This window comes from Paracoccus ravus (assembly GCF_004522175.1).
In the GTDB taxonomy this organism is placed as follows: Bacteria; Pseudomonadota; Alphaproteobacteria; order Rhodobacterales; family Rhodobacteraceae; genus Paracoccus; species Paracoccus ravus.
Map to the genome: position 1 here is coordinate 210,297 of NZ_SDEB01000004.1, position 16,712 is coordinate 227,008.

General features: G+C 64.2%; 13 protein-coding genes and 1 pseudogene. 11 read left to right on the forward strand and 3 right to left on the reverse strand.

The features are described 5' to 3' along the window. Positions 1-5 precede the first annotated feature (5 nt). Both ESZ60_RS05460 and ESZ60_RS05465 read right to left on the reverse strand, forming a co-directional pair. On the reverse strand, positions 6-2,753 hold the full coding sequence (locus ESZ60_RS05460) for a [protein-PII] uridylyltransferase (RefSeq protein WP_425331305.1): 2,748 nt from the start codon (positions 2,751-2,753) through the stop codon (positions 6-8). 65 nt (positions 2,754-2,818) lie between these two features. Further along, positions 2,819-4,021, reverse strand: coding sequence for a penicillin-binding protein activator (locus tag ESZ60_RS05465; RefSeq protein WP_134679410.1), 1,203 nt, complete (start codon positions 4,019-4,021; stop codon positions 2,819-2,821). A gap of 112 nt (positions 4,022-4,133) precedes the next feature. On the opposite strand from ESZ60_RS05465, the gene rsmI reads away from it, so the two are divergent. Together rsmI and ESZ60_RS05475 are read left to right on the forward strand one after the other, a co-directional pair. Further along, positions 4,134-5,042 (forward strand): 16S rRNA (cytidine(1402)-2'-O)-methyltransferase, encoded by a 909-nt coding sequence (rsmI, locus tag ESZ60_RS05470; RefSeq protein WP_134679411.1) that lies wholly within the window; start codon positions 4,134-4,136, stop codon positions 5,040-5,042. After that, the gene (locus tag ESZ60_RS05475) at positions 5,039-5,437 is read left to right on the forward strand and encodes a YraN family protein (RefSeq protein WP_425331302.1); all 399 of its coding nucleotides are present in this window, start codon (positions 5,039-5,041) and stop codon (positions 5,435-5,437) included. Before rsmI ends, ESZ60_RS05475 begins: the two co-directional genes overlap by 4 nt. A gap of 54 nt (positions 5,438-5,491) precedes the next feature. Here ESZ60_RS05475 and ESZ60_RS05480 read toward each other — a convergent pair whose 3' ends face one another. Further along, the gene (locus ESZ60_RS05480) at positions 5,492-6,622 is read right to left on the reverse strand and encodes an aminotransferase class V-fold PLP-dependent enzyme (protein WP_134679412.1); all 1,131 of its coding nucleotides are present in this window, start codon (positions 6,620-6,622) and stop codon (positions 5,492-5,494) included. Positions 6,623-6,761: 139 nt separating this feature from the next. On the opposite strand from ESZ60_RS05480, the gene ESZ60_RS05485 reads away from it, so the two are divergent. The 9 genes and pseudogenes from ESZ60_RS05485 to ESZ60_RS05525 form a co-directional block, all read left to right on the forward strand. After that, on the forward strand, positions 6,762-7,466 hold the full coding sequence (locus ESZ60_RS05485; protein WP_134679413.1) for a type 1 glutamine amidotransferase: 705 nt from the start codon (positions 6,762-6,764) through the stop codon (positions 7,464-7,466). After that, positions 7,463-8,821, forward strand: coding sequence for a glutamine synthetase family protein (locus tag ESZ60_RS05490; protein WP_134679414.1), 1,359 nt, complete (start codon positions 7,463-7,465; stop codon positions 8,819-8,821). Before ESZ60_RS05485 ends, ESZ60_RS05490 begins: the two co-directional genes overlap by 4 nt. Then, positions 8,818-10,128, forward strand: coding sequence for an NAD(P)/FAD-dependent oxidoreductase (locus ESZ60_RS05495; RefSeq protein WP_134679415.1), 1,311 nt, complete (start codon positions 8,818-8,820; stop codon positions 10,126-10,128). Before ESZ60_RS05490 ends, ESZ60_RS05495 begins: the two co-directional genes overlap by 4 nt. Positions 10,129-10,314: 186 nt before the next feature. After that, positions 10,315-11,496 carry an ABC transporter substrate-binding protein gene (locus ESZ60_RS05500; protein ID WP_134679416.1) on the forward strand — a complete coding sequence of 394 codons (1,182 nt, stop codon included), beginning with the start codon at positions 10,315-10,317 and terminating at the stop codon, positions 11,494-11,496. A gap of 125 nt (positions 11,497-11,621) precedes the next feature. Then, positions 11,622-12,500 (forward strand): ABC transporter ATP-binding protein, encoded by an 879-nt coding sequence (locus tag ESZ60_RS05505; protein WP_134679417.1) that lies wholly within the window; start codon positions 11,622-11,624, stop codon positions 12,498-12,500. Continuing rightward, a complete protein-coding gene (locus ESZ60_RS05510) occupies positions 12,500-13,210 on the forward strand; it encodes an ABC transporter ATP-binding protein (RefSeq protein ID WP_134679418.1) in 711 nt (236 codons plus the stop codon). Before ESZ60_RS05505 ends, ESZ60_RS05510 begins: the two co-directional genes overlap by 1 nt. A gap of 1 nt (position 13,211) precedes the next feature. Further along, a complete protein-coding gene (locus ESZ60_RS05515) occupies positions 13,212-14,213 on the forward strand; it encodes a branched-chain amino acid ABC transporter permease (RefSeq protein ID WP_134679419.1) in 1,002 nt (333 codons plus the stop codon). 16 nt (positions 14,214-14,229) lie between these two features. Further along, positions 14,230-15,570, forward strand: a complete 1,341-nt coding sequence (locus ESZ60_RS05520) for a branched-chain amino acid ABC transporter permease (protein WP_134679420.1) — start codon at positions 14,230-14,232, stop codon at positions 15,568-15,570. Positions 15,571-15,726: 156 nt separating this feature from the next. Continuing rightward, positions 15,727-16,712, forward strand: a pseudogene (locus tag ESZ60_RS05525) (IS110 family RNA-guided transposase); the annotation flags it as partial.

Sequence of the window (16,712 nt, forward strand, 5' to 3'; positions counted from 1 at the left end):
TGATCTCAGAACGAGCCGCCAAGGGTGCGCTCGGCCTTTTCTGCCCGCTCGGCCCCGTCCTTGATCGCCTGTTGCAGTTTCTTGGACAAGGCGTCGCGGCGGTGCTGCTGGTGCAGCTTCAGCCCGAACATGTCCTTGACATAGAAGGTATCGACCACCTGCGCCCCGAAGGTCGCGATCACCGCGCTGGAGATCTGGATATGGTTCTCGGCCAAAGTCCGGGTCAGATCATAAAGCAGGCCGGGTCGGTCGCGGGTATCGACTTCGATGACGGTATAGACGTCGGATGCCTCATTGTCGAAGGTGACATGGGTCGGGAAGCGGAAGGCGCTGTCCCGTTTCTTGGGCTTGTCGCGCCCGGCCAGGGCCTCGCGCGGGACGACCTCGCCCTTGAGCGTGCGCTCGATCATCTTGCGCAGGCGCGGCAGATGTTCGGCCGCATAGGGATGGCCGTCCCGGTCCTGCATCCAGAAGACCGCGGTCGCGAAACCGTCCTTGGTCGTATAGGTCCGGGCATCGACGATATTCGCCCCGACCAGAGCAATCGCCCCGGCGAGGCGCGAGAATATCCCCGGATGATCGGTCAGCACGAAGGCCGCGCGGGTCGCGTCGCGGTCCACATCCTGATGCAGGTCGATCCGGATTTCGTCATCGCCAAGACCATTCAGCAGATCGGCAAAGATGAACTGCGTCTCGGTCTGAAGGCTGGGCCAGTAATTCTCGTAATGGCGGCCCAACTCGGATTTGATTGCCTTGGGCTCCCAGCCCTTGGCCGAGAGCAGATGCCGCAGCGCGCGCTTGGCCTCGCCCGAGCGGCGGTCGCGGTTCAGTTCTTCGAGCCCGTTCCTGAGGGCGAGATCGGTCTCGCCATGCAAGCGGCGCAGCAGCACGGCCTTCCAATTGTTCCAGGTGCCCGGGCCGACGCCACGGATGTCGCAGACGGTCAGCACGGTCAGCAGGTCGAGCCGGGTCCGCGTCTTGACCAGCTTGGCAAAGTCGCGCAGCGTGCGGGGGTCCGAGATGTCGCGTTTTTGCGCCACGTCCGACATCAGCAGATGGTTGCGGATCAGCCATTCGATGGTCTCGGTCTCGTCCGGATCAAGGCCGAAACGGGTGCAGATCCGCCGCGCCAGCCGCGCGCCCAGGATCGAATGATCCTCGGCCCGGCCCTTGCCGATATCATGCAAGAGCACCGCCAGATAGATGATCCGGCGGTTGATCTTGCCTTTCATGATCCGGCTGACGGTGGGCAGGTCGGTGATTTCTTCGCCCCGCTCGATCGCGGAAAGCGCGGCGACGCATTGGATGAGATGCTCGTCCACCGTGTAATGGTGATAGACATTGAACTGCATCATCGCGACGACCGGGGCGAATTCCGGGATGAAGGCCCCAAGCACGCCCAGTTCATTCATCCGCCTGAGCGAGCGTTCCGGGTTTCCGTGCTGCAAGAGCAGGCCCAGAAAGATCCGTACGGCCTCGGGGTCCTGCCGGACGCGGTCGTCGATCAGGCTCAGATTCGCGGCCACGGCGCGCATCGCGTCGGGATGCAGCAGGATGCCGGTGCGCAGGGCCTCTTCGAAGAGCCGCAGGATGTTCAGCGGATCGGCCAGAAACTGCTTTTCATCGACATAGTTCAGCCGCCCGCGATCCATCCGGAAGCCGGGCTTGAACCGCTTGCGCCGCCCGAACAGCCCGTTGAGCAGCGGGGCCTTGTAGAGATGGCGCGCCTCGAGCGCGACAAGAAAGACACGGGTCAATTCGCCCACGCGGGTGGCATGGGTGAAATATTCCTGCATGAAGATCTCGACCGCGCGGCGGCCGCCCTGATCGCGATAGCCCATCGCGCGGGCAACCTCGACCTGCATGTCGAAAGTCAGCTGGTCGCTCGGACGCCCGGCCAGAAGATGCAGATGGCAGCGCACCGCCCAGAGGAAATCCTCGGCCTGCCAGAAGGTCAGATGCTCTTCCTTGGTGAAAAAGCCCAGATCGACCAGTTCGACCGCGCGGTCCACGCGGTGGATGTATTTCGCGATCCAGTAGAGCGTCTGCAGGTCGCGCAAGCCGCCCTTGCCCTCTTTCACGTTGGGCTCGAGCACATAGCGCTGGCCGCCCTGACGGCGATGGCGTTCGGCGCGTTCGGCAAGCTTGGCCTCGATGAATTCGGGGATGCTGCTCTCGAACAGTTCGCCCCAGAGCCTTTCGCGCAGCGTCTCTGCCGTGGGCGCATAGCCGCAGACGAGGCGATGTTCCAGAAGGCTGGTCCGGATCGTGATGTCCCCCGCGCCCAGCCGCAGGCAATCATCGATCGAGCGGGTGGATTGGCCGACCTTCAGTTTGAGATCCCAAAGCATGTAGAGCATCGACTCGACCACGCTTTCCGCCCAGCCGCTGATCTTCCACGGCGTAAGGAACAGCAGGTCCACATCGGATTGCGGGGCCATCTCGGCCCGGCCATAGCCCCCGATCGCCAGCACCGAGAGGTGCTCGGCATCGGTCGGGTTGGTCTGGGGATGCAGGATCGTGGTGGCGACATGATGGATCGCCACGACCGTGGCATCGGTCAGGCTGGCGATGGCGCGCACCGTCTCGCGCGCGGCGCGGGGATGCGAGCGAAAGCCGGCCACGATATCGGCCAGCGCGGCGGCGCGCGCCTCGGCCAGAATCGAGACCGTGCGCCGGCGTATCTCGCGCGCATCGGCCGCCTCGGCCAGCGCTTCGCTGAGCCAGGGCAGGAATTCCTCGGGGGCGAACAGGGAATGCGCCCCGGGCAGGGCCGGGGCGCTTTGGGGCAGTCTTTCGGTGGTCGCGTCGTCCAAGATCAGAACCCGATCCCGCCAAAGCCACGGGGCGCGGCGTCGAGGATCTCGACCCGACCGTTACGGATCGTCGCGATCGACAGCGCGCGGTCGTTCGTGCCGTCGCGCCGCAGGCGGAAGGCGCCGTTCACGCCGGCAAAGCCCGAGTTCTGCGTCAGGCCGGCGGTCGTCAGCGCATTGCGTTTCCCGGCGCGGACAAGCGAGGCAATGGCGGCAACGCCGTCATAGGCCAGCGAGCCCAGCTCATGGGGCTCCTCGCCATAGGCGGCGCGGTAGCGTTGCTCGAACTGGCCACGCATCCGGGTGTCGGGAATGGCGAACCAGCCACCCTGAACGCCGCGCAGGCCAAGCCGCGATTCCGGTTGGTCCCAGCGCGTCAGGCCCATCAGCTGCACCGTCGACGAGGTGATCCCGGCATTGGCCAGAGCATCGGTCAGATAGGGCAGGACCGCGCCCTGATTGGCCGTCATGAAAATCGCATCCGCATTGCCCGCGGCGGTGGTCTGGGTCACGCCGGGGATGATCCCGTCAATGCCTTCTTGCGAAAGCGGATGGTTGATGATCCCCGCGACGGCACCGCGATTGCGCTGCACCGCCGCCTGAATGGCGCGTGAGCCAATCTGGCCCGCGGCATCGTCCTCGGCCACGACGAGGATGCGGCGCTTGCCGTTCCTGACCGAATATTCTGCAAGCCGGTTCGCGGTATTGGCGAAGGTATTGCCCAGAACAAAGACATTGCCGCCTGCGATGTCGGAATTGTTCGAGAAGGACAGCACGTTCACGCCGCGCGGCGCCATGGCCAGCCCGACGGCATTCGCGGCATCGGCGAAAAGCGGGCCGAGGATGATCTTGGCGCCCTGATCGACCGCCTGATTGGCCTGCGCGACCGAAGCCGCGGGATCGGCGCTGGCGGTATAGATCCGCAGGTCGATGGTCGCGCCCTGGGCGTCGGCGGCAGCCATCTTGGCGGAATTCGTCAGCGAACGCGCCAGCCAGTCCATATCGGCGCTGCCGGTGCCGCCGGGAACGAGCAGGGCGACCTGAACGGGCTGGGACGGGTCGATCATCTGGCCGGTCGATGCGCCGGAAACACCGGTCTCGAAGGGCTGACATGCGGCCAGCAGAAGCGCCGAGGCAAAGGCGGTCATGCGTGCGGACAGGCGGCGCAGATCGACGCGGCCGCGCCGGATTGTCGTGACGGTCATGGCGTGATTCCCTGTTCCTGCGAGCTGAGGTATTAACCATGACAGGTTATTGGCATATCCGGGGGTTGGCAACGGACCCGGCCGGATCCGGGCAGGCGCAAAGGAAAGCAAGATGAGCGAAACCGGACAGGCATCGGGCATGGGGCCGCGCAGCATCGCGCTCACGATTTCGGACCGCGCGCCCGAGGTCGCGCTTTTCCTCGTGGCGACCCCGATCGGCAGCGCGCGCGACATTACGCTCAGGGCGCTCGACGTGCTGAACACCGCCGATGTATTGGCGGCCGAGGATACGCGAAATCTACGCCATTTGCTGGATATCCACGGCATCCCGCTGCGGGGGCGCCGGATGATCGCCTATCACGATCACAATGCCGAACGCGCGAAACCGGCGATCCTTCACGCGCTCGAACAGGGCCTCTCGGTCGCCTATGCTTCGGATGCGGGCACGCCTTTGGTCGCGGATCCGGGCTACAGGCTGGCGCGCGAGGTGACCGAGGCCGGTCTGACCGTGCGCGCCTTGCCCGGACCTTCGGCGGCGCTGGCCGGTCTCAGCGTCTCGGGCCTGCCCAGCGACCGCTTTCTTTTCGTGGGGTTTTCGCCCTCGGCCGCAGGGGCAAGGCGGAAATGGGTCGAAAGCTGGTCATCCGTCGAGGCGACGGTGATCTGCTTTGAAAGCCCCAGACGCGTTAGGCAATTGTTAGAGAATATCTGCGAAACCGAGCCGAACCGGACGGCCGTGATCTGCCGGGAACTGACCAAGAAATTCGAAGAGGTGATGCGTGGAACCGTGGCCGAGTTGCGCGATCAGATCCCGGCAGAGGGTTTGCGCGGCGAAGTCGTGGTGCTTTTCGGCCATCCCGAGCCGCGCGAAATCGGCGAGGATGACCTGCGCGCGGCCCTGGCCGGGTTGCTGGGCGACATGCCGGTGAAAGAGGCGGCAAGCCAGGTTGCGGCGCGGTTCGATCTGCCGCGTCGCGAAATCTATGCGCTGGCGGTGGCGATGAAAAAGGAAATGTCGTGATCGGGCTGCCCGCTGCCCAAGGCTCCAGTCAAAGGACGTCACGCGGGCTTGTCGCCTGCTCCGCCGGGCGCATGGCCGAGGATGCGGTCAGCCGGGCATATCTGGACACCGGGCATGAGGCATTGGCCGAGCGCTGGCGCGGCGCGGCCGGAGAGATTGACCTGATCTTCCGCGGGAAGGACGAGGTCATTTTCGTCGAGGTCAAGAAAGCGGCGACGCATGATCTGGCAGCCCGGAGGCTCGGGCGATTGCAGATCGGGCGCATCACTCTGGCGGCGCAGGAATTCTGTGCCGACCTGCCGGCGGGCCTGATGACGCCGATGCGCTTCGATCTCGCGCTGGTCGATCGGTTCGGCCGCGTTGAGATTCTGGAAAACGCATTCGGCGCGGTCTGACCGGATCAACCAGACCTGCGCCCGGGACAGTTTGGCCATCCCGGGCGAGGAATCCTAACGCAGGGCGGCGTCGAGGCCCGCCTTCAGGCGGGCGAGGGTGCCCTCGACATCCTTGAGCTTGTCGAGCCCGAAAAGCCCGATCCGGAAGCTGCGGAACCCGTCGCTTTCGCCCACCTGCAGGGGAACGCCGGCCGCGATCTGGAAACCGTTTTCCAGGAATTTCCGTCCGTTCTGGATGTCCGGGTCTTCGGTATAGCAGACCACCACCCCCGGCGCGGCATAGCCCTCTGCTGCGACCGAACGCAACCCGCGCTGCGCCAGTTCGGCGCGAACGGCATTGCCCAGCCGCCATTGCGCGTCACATGCGGCATCGAAGCCCAGTTCTCGGGTCTCGTCCATCGCCTCGCGCAGCCCCAGAAGAGCGTCGGTCGGCATGGTCGCGTGATAGGCGTGACCACCATTCTCATAGGCCTGCATGATCGCACGCCATTTCTTCAGATCCAGCGCGAAGCTGTTCGACACGGTCTGTTCGAGCCGCCCGGCGGCGCGGGCCGAAAGCATCACCATGCCCGCCGAAGGCGAGGCCGACCAGCCCTTTTGCGGGGCCGAGATCAGCACATCCACGCCCGTGGCTTCCATATCGACCCAGATCGCACCCGAGGCGATGCAATCCAGCACCATCAGCGCGCCGACCTCATGCGCGGCCTCGGCCATCTCCCGGATATAATCGTCGGGCAGGATCATGCCGGCAGCGGTCTCGACATGGGGTGCAAAGACCGCATCGGGGCGGGTTTCGCGAATTTTGGCCACCACCTCGTCGATCGGGGCGGGCGCAAAGGGGGGCAGGGGCTCATTGCCTTGCGGGCGGGCCATCATCACGGTCGTCTCGCGGGCAAAGCCGCCCATCTCGAAGATCTGGCTCCAGCGGAAGCTGAAGAAACCGTTCCGCACGATCAGCGCATGGGCATCGCGGCCGAACTGGCGGGCGACGGCCTCCATCGCGCAGGTTCCGCCGCCGGGGATGAGCGCCACGGCCTCGGCCTTGTAGACCTCGCGCAGGGTCGCGGAAATGTCGCGCATCACCTGCTGGTATTTCTGCGACATGTGGTTCAGCGAACGATCGGTAAAGACCACCGAGAATTCCTGCAGGCCATCGGGATCGACATCAGGGCGAAGACCGGGCATCGGCTTTCCTTTCCTCCTCTGGATTTTCCCGGGACCGTAGCGCGGCGCTCGCGCGACCGCCAGTCCGATCAGGAAGGGGGGACTTGTTCCCACCCGGCCGCGCGACTACGCTTGGATTCGGACAATCAACAGGCCAATCATGCGTATCGGCATTCTGAAATGCGGACAATCGCCCGAAACTCTTCGTGGCGAATTAGGCGATTACGACCACATGTTCGAAAAGCTGCTCGACGGGCGCGGTTTCGAATTTTCCAGCTACCACGTCGAGAAGATGGAATTTCCCGACAGCATCCATGACGCCGAAGGCTGGCTTTTGACCGGCTCGCGACACGGCGTCTACGAAGATCACCCCTTCATTCCCCCGCTCGAGGAATTCATCCGCCGTGCCTATGCCGCGCATGTGCCGCTGGTGGGGATCTGCTTCGGCCATCAGGCCATCGCTCAGGCGCTTGGCGGCAAGGTCCGCAAATATGCCGGCGGATGGTCGGTCGGCCCGCAGGAATACGATTTCAACGGCGAGCGGATCACGCTGAATGCCTGGCATCAGGATCAGGTCGTCGAGCGTCCCGAGGCTGCCCGCGTCGCCGCTTCAAGCGAATTCTGCGAGAATGCGGCGCTGGTCTATGACGACCGTGCCTTCACGGTCCAGGCTCATCCCGAGTTTCGCGACGATTTCGTCGAAGGTCTGATCGAGACCCGCGCAAAAGGCATCGTCCCCGAGACGGTGCTGGACACCGCGCGCGCCCGCATCGGCGTTCCGTTGCAATCCGCCAGCATCGCTGACCGGATCGAAGTGTTTTTCAAGGCCCCTCGCGCGGCCGCGCGCGAACAGGGTGCCGCATGAAACCGCATTGGATTGAGGATGCGCCGCAGGCCGCGCAGGATTACGTCGCGGGACGTCGGCTGGACGAGATCGAATGTATCGTTGCCGATATTGCAGGGGTGGCGCGGGGCAAGGCCATGCCGGCCTCGAAATTTGCGCATCAGGAACGTTTCTACCTGCCAAATTCGATTTTTCTGCAAACCATTACCGGCGATTGGGCCGACAATCCCTCTGGGGCCTTTACCGAGCCGGACATGATCCTGACGCCGGATTTCTCGACGGCGACCGCCGCGCCCTGGACGGCCGATGTGACGCTGCAGGTGATCCATGACGTCTCGACGCAATCCGGCGATCCGGTCCCGACCGCGCCGCGCAACGTGCTCAAGCGCGTGGTCGAGCTTTATCGGCAAAAAGGCTGGAAGCCGATCGTCGCGCCGGAAATGGAATTCTTTCTCGTCGCACGCAATATCGACCCGAACCAGCCGATCATCCCGCCGATGGGCCGCTCGGGCCGCCGCGCCGCCGCGAAACAGGCCTATTCCATGTCGGCGGTGGATGAATATGGCAAGGTCATCGACGACATCTACGATTTCGCCGAAGCGCAGGGATTCGAGATCGACGGCATCCTGCAAGAGGGCGGCGCGGGGCAGGTCGAGATCAACCTGAACCATGGCGATCCGGTGCATCTGGCGGATCAGATCTTTTACTTCAAGCGCCTGATCCGCGAGGCTGCCCTGCGCCACGACTGCTTTGCCACCTTCATGGCCAAGCCGATCGAGAATGAGCCGGGCAGCGCCATGCATATCCACCATTCAGTGGTGAGCCTCGAGACCGGGCGGAACATCTTTTCGGACGGGCAGGGCAGCGAGACCCCGGCCTTCATGCATTTCATCGCCGGGATGCAGAAGCACCTGCCCGCTGCGGTCGCGCTGTTGGCACCCTATGTCAACAGCTACCGCCGCTATGTCCCTGATTTCGCGGCACCCATCAATCTGGAATGGGGAAGGGACAACCGCACGACGGGCCTGCGCGTGCCGATCTCGGGTCCCGAGGCGCGGCGGATCGAGAACCGGCTCGCGGGCATGGATTGCAACCCCTATCTGGGTCTCGCGGCGAGCCTTGCCTGCGGTTATCTGGGCCTTCTCGAGCAGGAAAACCCCCGCGCCGAATGTCTGGGCGACGCCTATATCTCGCAGGACGAGTTGCCTTATAATCTGGGCGATGCTTTGGATCTGATGGATGAGAGCCAGCCGATGCGCGAGGTGCTGGGCTCTGAGTTCATTGATGTCTATCAGGCGGTCAAGCGCAATGAATACAAGGAGTTTCTTCAGGTCATCAGCCCGTGGGAGCGGGAGCACCTGCTCTTGAACGTATGAACCTGCTCCATGCCAACGACCGGCTGGGGGAATATCCCCCCAGCCTTTACGCCGCGACACGCGACCCGCTTAACCCCTTTCCCGCGCTGGTCGGCGAGGCGCGGGCCGATGTCGTCGTCATCGGGGCGGGTTACACGGGTCTTTCCGCCGCATTGCACCTTGCCGAGGCGGGCCGCAGCGTCATCCTTCTCGAGGCCCATCGCGTGGGTTTCGGGGCATCGGGGCGGAATGGCGGGCAGCTGGGCTCGGGCCAGCGTCTCGAGGTGGACGAGCTTGAGAAGATGGCGGGGAAAGACGCCGCGCGGCGTCTGTGGAACCTCGCCGAAGAGGCCAAGGCCCTGACCCGCCACTTGGCCGCGCGGGCGGGGGTTCCGGTGGCGGACGGCGTCGCGCATGCCTTTCGCAAGCGGGACGAGTTCGACCATGCCCGGCGCATGATCGACAAACTCGCGCGAGACTATGACTATGACCGGATCGAGGCGCTGGATCGGGAGGAATTCCGCGCGCTGGTTCCCTCGGACGCATATCTCGCGGGAGAGATCGATCACGGGGCGGGGCATCTGCATCCGCTCAATCTGGCTTTGGGCATGGCCCGGCTGGCCGAGGCGGCCGGGGCCCGGATCCATGAGCTTTCCGAAGTGACAGGGCTGGAGCATGGCGTCAGGGCAGGGGATCCGACCATTCTGCGCACGGCACAGGGTCGGGTGCGCTGCGACCACCTGATCCTCGCGGCGAATGGCTATCTTGGCGATCTGGAACCGCGCGTCGCAGCGCGGGTCATGCCGATCAACAATTTCATCGTCGCGACTGAGCCCCTTGGCCCGAGGCGCGCCGAGGTTCTGGCGCGGGACATTGCCGTCCATGACACGAAATTCGTCGTGAATTATTGGCGGATCGACCCCGAGGGGCGGCTAATCTTTGGCGGCGGCGAGAATGTCAGCTACGCCTTTCCCACGAATATCGCGGCCAAGGTCCGCACCCCGCTTCTAGAGATCTATCCCGGCCTCGCGGATCTGGATTTCACCCATGCCTGGGGCGGGACCTTGGCGATTACCATGAACCGGATGCCCTGCTTTATCCGCCCCGCGCCGAATTGCCTGTCCGCCAGCGGCTATTCGGGTCACGGCCTTGCCCTTGCGACGCTGGCGGGGAAACTGATGGCTCAGGCGGTGCAGGGTGCCTCCGAGGGCTTCGATGCCATGGCGGCGCTGCCCTCCCGACCTTTTCCGGGCGGCGCGATGCTGCGCTGGCCGATGCTCGTGGCGGGTATGTCCTGGTATTCCCTGCGCGATCGGCTGGGACTCTAGCGGCTCTCCAAAGTCAAGGGAAAGCGGGTGAATCCGCGCCGCGCTCGAATCGCGGGCATTTCCTTTCGTTTGTCGCGTAAAATTTGCGCAGATAGTTTGCATGCTTGCCGCAGTTGCGCACTTTTCTTTTCCGCGTCGAGATTATAGCTTGCCCCACAGAAGAAAAGTCCAACAGGGAGACGGACAATGAAAAAGCTTCTTCTGGCCAGTGTTGCCGGGGCGGTTTTCGCGGGGGCTGCGGGCGCGGATGAGATCAAGCTGGGCATTTCGCTGGGTCTGACCGGGCCGCTGGAATCGATCTCTCCGGCGATGCAAAAAGGCGCGGAACTGGCGATCAAGGAAGTTTCGGAGAGCGGCAAGTTTCTCGAAGGGTCCACGGTGTCCTCGGCGGTCGCGGACAATACCTGCGTCGATGCGGCAGCTTCGGTCGCGGCGGTCGAGCGCCTGGTCAGCGAAGGCGTCAAGGGCATCATGGGCGGCATGTGCTCGGGCGAAACCATCGCCTCGCTGGAAAAGGTCGGCGTGCCGAACGGCATCGTGATGATCTCGCCCTCGGCGACCTCGCCGGCGCTGTCCACGATCGACGACAAGGGCTTCTTCTTCCGCACCGCGCCTTCGGACGCGCGTCAGGGCGAAGTCATGGCCGATATCGTGCTGGAAAAAGGCATCAAGTCGGTCGCGATCACCTATACCAACAACGACTATGGCAAGGGCCTCGCGGATAGCTTCGCGAATTCCTACAAGGCCAAGGGCGGCGCCGTGACCATCGTCGCCGCGCATGACGACGGCAAGGCCGATTACTCGGCCGAAGTCGCGGCGCTGGCTGCTGCCGGTGGCGACGCGCTGGTCGTTGCGGGCTATGCCGACCAGGGCGGTTCGGGCGTGATCCAGGGCTCGCTGGACACCGGCGCCTTCTCGACCTTCGTCCTGCCCGACGGCATGGTGAACAACACGCTGGTCGAGAAATTCGGCGACCAGCTGGAGACCTCGTTCGGCCAGAACCCCTCGGCCGAGGGTGAAGGCCATGACAAGTTCGCCGAGTTGGCCAAGGACGCCGGCTTCGACGGCACCTCGGCCTATGCCGGTGAATCCTACGATTCGAGCGCTCTGATCATGTTGGCCATGCAGGCGGCCAAGTCGACCGACGCCAAGGTCTACAAGGACAAGGTGATGGACGTCGCCAACGCTCCGGGCGAGAAGATCTATCCGGGCGAGCTGGCGAAGGCCCTGGAACTGATCGCTGCCGGCCAGGACGTCGACTATGTCGGCGCGACCTCGGTCGAGCTGGTCGAGCCGGGCGAGAGCGCCGGCGTCTATCGCGAGGTCGATTTCAAGGGCGGCAAGCTCAACGTCATCGGCTATCGCTGATCCGTTTCGCCTGATGCGGAGAGGCCCGGATTCGATCCGGGCCTTTTTGCCTGCTATATTTGACTAATATCACTACCCCGCATGGGGCAATCTTCGCGGAAACAGCGAAGAAATGGGGAGACTACATGATTCAGGTCCATGACCTGCACCGCCATTTCGGAGGGTTCCGCGCCGTTGACGGGGCCAGCCTGACGATCGAGACCGGTTCGATTACCGGCTTGATCGGCCCGAACGGCGCAGGGAAATCCACGCTTTTCAACGTCATCGCTGGCGTGCTGCCGCCGACCTCCGGTCGCGTCATCATGGATGGTGAGGACATTACCGGCCTCAAGCCGCATCAGCTTTTCCATAGGGGCCTGCTGCGCACCTTCCAGCTGGCCCATGAATTTTCGTCGATGACCGTGCGCGAGAACCTGATGATGGTTCCCGGCGCGCAGACCGGCGAATCCCTCGCCAATACCTGGTTCCGCCGCGGCCGCATCCGCGAGGAAGAGCGTGCGCTGCGCATGAAGGCGGATGAGGTTCTGGAATTCCTGACCATCACCCATGTCGCGGATGAAAAGGCGGGCAATCTCTCGGGCGGCCAGAAGAAGCTTCTGGAACTGGGCCGCACGATGATGGTCGATGCCAAGATCGTCTTCCTCGACGAGGTCGGCGCGGGCGTGAACCGCACCCTGCTGGGGACGATCGGCGATGCCATCGTCCGCCTCAACAAGGAGCGCGGCTATACCTTCTGCGTCATCGAGCATGACATGGACTTCATCGGCCGCCTTTGCGACCCGGTGATCGTCATGGCGCAGGGCAAGGTGCTGGCGCAGGGCTCGGCCTCGAGCATCATGCAGAACGAGGCCGTGATCGAGGCCTATCTGGGCACCGGCCTGAAGAACAAGGTGGCGGCGGAAGTCGCCGAAGAGACCAGCTTCGGCGAGAGCCATGGCGCGCAGCCCGGCCTCGGGGCCGAGGCGGGCCTTGGCGGCGACGGCAAGCCCGCGGGAGATCTGTGATGGCTGAACCCTATCTTTCCGCCAGCGCGATGCGCGGCGGCTATGGCAAGGCCGATATCCTGAACGGCTGCACGCTGACCGTGGACCAAGGCCAGATCGCCGTGATCGTCGGCCCGAACGGCGCTGGCAAATCGACCGCGATGAAGGCCGTTTTCGGCATGCTGAACCTACGCGAAGGTTCGGTGAAACTGGGCGGTGAGGACATCACCGGCCTGACGCCGCAGCAGCGGGTCCACAAAGGCATGGGCTTCGTCCCTCAGACCCACAATATCTTCCCGACCATGACGGTCGAGGAAAACCTCGAGATGGGCGCATTCATCCGGACGGATGATTACCGCGAGACCATCGAGCAGGTCTATCACCTCTTTCCCGCCGTCGCCGACAAGCGCAAGCAGAATGCGGGCGAACTTTCCGGCGGTCAGCGCCAGCAGGTCGCCGTCGGACGTGCGCTGATGACCAAGCCGCGCCTTTTGATGCTGGACGAGCCTACCGCGGGCGTCAGCCCCATCGTCATGGACGAGCTTTTCGACCGCATCATCGAGGTGGCCCGCACCGGCATCTCGATCCTGATGGTCGAGCAGAACGCCCGTCAGGCGCTGGAAATTGCCGATATCGGCTATGTCCTCGTGCAGGGCACGAACCGCTACACCGACTCTGGCAAGGCCCTGATGGCCGATCCCGAGGTCCGACGCACGTTCCTTGGGGGCTGACATGGACTTTTTGAACGCCCTCGTGGCCATCCTCAACTTCGTGGTGATCCCCGCCGCCGCTTATGGCGCGCAGCTCGCGCTCGGTGCGCTCGGGGTGACGCTGATCTATGGCATCCTGCGCTTCTCGAACTTCGCGCATGGCGACACCATGGCCTTCGGCACGGGTCTGGTGATCCTTGTCACCTGGGGATTGCAGGCGCTTGGCATCAGCCTTGGACCGCTGCCCGTCGCCCTGCTGGCACTGCCCATCGGCATCGTGCTGTGCTCGGTCTTTGTTCTCGGCACGGATCGCGTGGTCTATCGCTTCTATCGCAAGAAGAAATCCGAGCCGATCATCATGGTCATGGCTTCGGTCGGCGTGATGTTCGTGATGAACGGCCTGACCCGCCTGCTGATCGGCGTCGATGAGATCCGCTTTGACGACGGCGCGCGCTTCCTGATCAGCGTGCAGGACTTCAAGGCCTGGACCGGTCTGACCGAGGGTCTGGCCCTGCGCCTCAGTCAAGCCCTGACGCTGGTCGTGACCGCGCTTTGTTGCTGGGCTTTGTTCCGCTTCTTGAATAAATCGCGCTCGGGCAAGGCGATGCGCGCCTATGCCGATAACGAGGATCTCGCGCTGCTTTCGGGCATCGACCCCGAGCGTATCGTGCGCCTGACTTGGATCATCGCGACCGCGCTGGCCGTGACAGCGGGAACGCTTTACGGCCTCGACAAGAGCTTCAAGGCCTTCAACTACTTCCAGATCCTGCTTCCGATCTTTGCCGCGGCCATCGTGGGTGGTCTTGGCAGCCCGCTCGGCGCAGTCGCGGGCGGGTTCATCGTCGCTTTCTCGGAAGTCGCGGTGACCTATCCGTGGAAAAAGATCGCGACCTATCTGGGCTTCCAGCCCGAGGGTCTGCTGCAACTTCTGTCCACCGAATATAAATTCGCGGTCAGCTTCGTCATCCTGATCGTCGTCCTGCTGTTCCGGCCCACCGGCCTGTTCCGCGGCAAAGCCTACTAACGGGAGGGGCTGAAACATGTCGAATACTCGTCAAGCCGACGCCTCGAGCCGCTGGCACGCTCCGGTGGTCTTCCTGCTGATCGCAGCACTTTTCGTGCTGGAAGGCACGACCAGCAACGCGCTTTTCTCGGGCAGCTGGAACTCGGCGCTGGCCATCCTGAACATGGGCCTGATCTCCGCTGTCATGGCCCTGGGCGTGAACATGCAATGGGGATATGCGGGCCTTTTCAATGCGGGCGTTGTGGGCTTCCTCGCGCTTGGCGCGCTGGGTCCGGTGCTGGTCTCGACCGCTCCGGTCGAGGGCGCCTGGGCCGCAGGCGGTCCGCGTGTCCTGCTGGCGCTGGCCGTGGGACTGGGCACGCTGGCCTTGGCCACGCAGATCTGGAAACGCGTGAAAGCACCGTTGAACCTCATCGCCATGCCGCTGGTGCTGCTTTTGGGCTTCGTTCTGTATCGCGCGGTCTTTGACCCTGCGGTCGTGGCGATCGAGGCGAATAATGCTGCTTCGGCGGGCAATATTGGCGGGCTTGGCTGGCCGGTCCTGCTGTCCTGGCCGGTCGGAGCGCTTTTCGCCGCCGCCGCCGCATGGGGTGTCGGCAAGGTCGCGCTGGGTCTGCGCTCGGACTATCTGGCCATCGCGACGCTGGGCATCGGCGAGATCATCGTCGCCGTGCTGCGCAACGAGGAATGGCTCGCGCGCGGCGTCAAGAACATGTCGGGCATTCCGCGTCCTGTCCCTTATGAGCTGGACCTGCAGAACGATCCGGGCTTCGTCGCCAAGGCGGCGGAATGGGGGATGGATCCCTCGACCGCCTCGGCGATCTGGGTCAAGCTGCTTTACGCGGGCCTCTTCGGAGCCGTGCTTCTGGGCCTGATCCTGCTGGCCGAGCTTGCGCTGAAATCGCCCTGGGGTCGGATGATGCGCGCGATCCGCGACAATGAGACCGCCGCGAGCGCCATGGGCAAGAACATCAAGGGCCGCCACCTGCAGATCTTCGTCATCGGCTCGGCGGTGATCGGGCTTGCGGGCGCGATGATGGTGACGCTGGACGGGCTTCTGTCTCCGGGCGGCTTCAACCCGCTGCGCTATACGTTTCTTGTCTGGGTCATGGTGATCGTCGGCGGATCGGGCAATAACTGGGGCGCGGTCCTTGGCGCGGTGCTGATCTGGTTCCTCTGGATCAAGGCCGAGGTCTGGGGTCCGGAACTCATGAACCTGATCACGGCGCCACTGCCCGATGGGGCCTTCCGCGATCACCTGCTGGCCAGCGCCCCGCATATGCGTTTTGTCGCCATGGGCCTGACGCTGCTTCTGGTGCTGCGCTTCGCGCCGCGCGGGCTGGTCCCCGAGAAATAGGCAGGGCCGCCTTTCGCCAGAGAGACAGACGCCGGGCCGCCACGCGCGCCCGGCGTTTTCGTTTTTGGCGTATACCCGGCTTTGATGGTGTAACCGCCCCCCGCCGGCATCGACGTGCCAAGGTGGGATCGCAACAATCCATATTGGGAGGCGGTCATGTCGGAGATTATCACGGTCGGACCGGATCTGGCGAAGAATGTGTTTCAGGTCCACGGTGCTGACAGCAAAGGCAGTGCGCTCTTGCGCAAGCAGCTCGGAAGGGCTCAGGCGCTTGAGTTTTTCGCCAAGTTGTCGCCCTGCCCGGTGGCGATGGAAGCCTGCGGCGGCGCGCATTTCTGAGGTCCGGAGCTGGCCAAGCTCGGCCACGACATTAAGCTCATTCCGCCCGCCTATGTGAAGCCCTTCATCAAGCGGCAAAAAAAATGATGCGGCCGACGCCGAGGCAATCTGCGAGGCAGCGCAGAGACCGAACATGCGCTTCGTGCCCGTGAAAAGCGAGGAAACGCAAGGGGCGGCCAGCGTCTTCCGCGTCCGAGAATTGCCCATCCGGCAGCGCAGCCAAGCCATCAACGCGCTTCGCGGACAGCTCACCGAATAGGGCTGGGTCGTGCCTCAGGGTGCGACAAATACCCGGCACCTGGTTGCCCTTGTCGCGGACGAGGAAACGGGCCTGCCCGCCTCGGCCCGGGCCTCCCTGACGGTCCTGACTGCAACGCTTGCCCAGCTCGACGAGCAAATCGAGACGCTGGACGCCGAGATCGGCCGCCGCGCCCGCGAGAGCGCCGTCGCCCGGCGCCTGATGACGATCCCGGGCATCGGCCCGTTGATCGCCACGGCCATCGCCACGTTGGCGCCGCCACCGGAAATGTCTCGCAAGGGCCGAGACTTCGCGGCATGGCTTGGGCTCACCCCCAGGCAGCACTCGACAGGCGGCAAGCAGAGGCTCGGGGCCACGACAAAGATGGGCGAGCGCTCGCTGAGGCGTCTGCTGATCATCGGTGCCAACAGCGTCATCATCAAGCGCCATTGCCACGCGTCGGCGCGCCCGGGCACTTGGCTGGCGGGAATGCTGGAGCGGAAGCCGACGATGCTGGTCCGCGTGGCCCCAGCGAACAAGATGGCGCGGATTGTCTGGGCGCTGA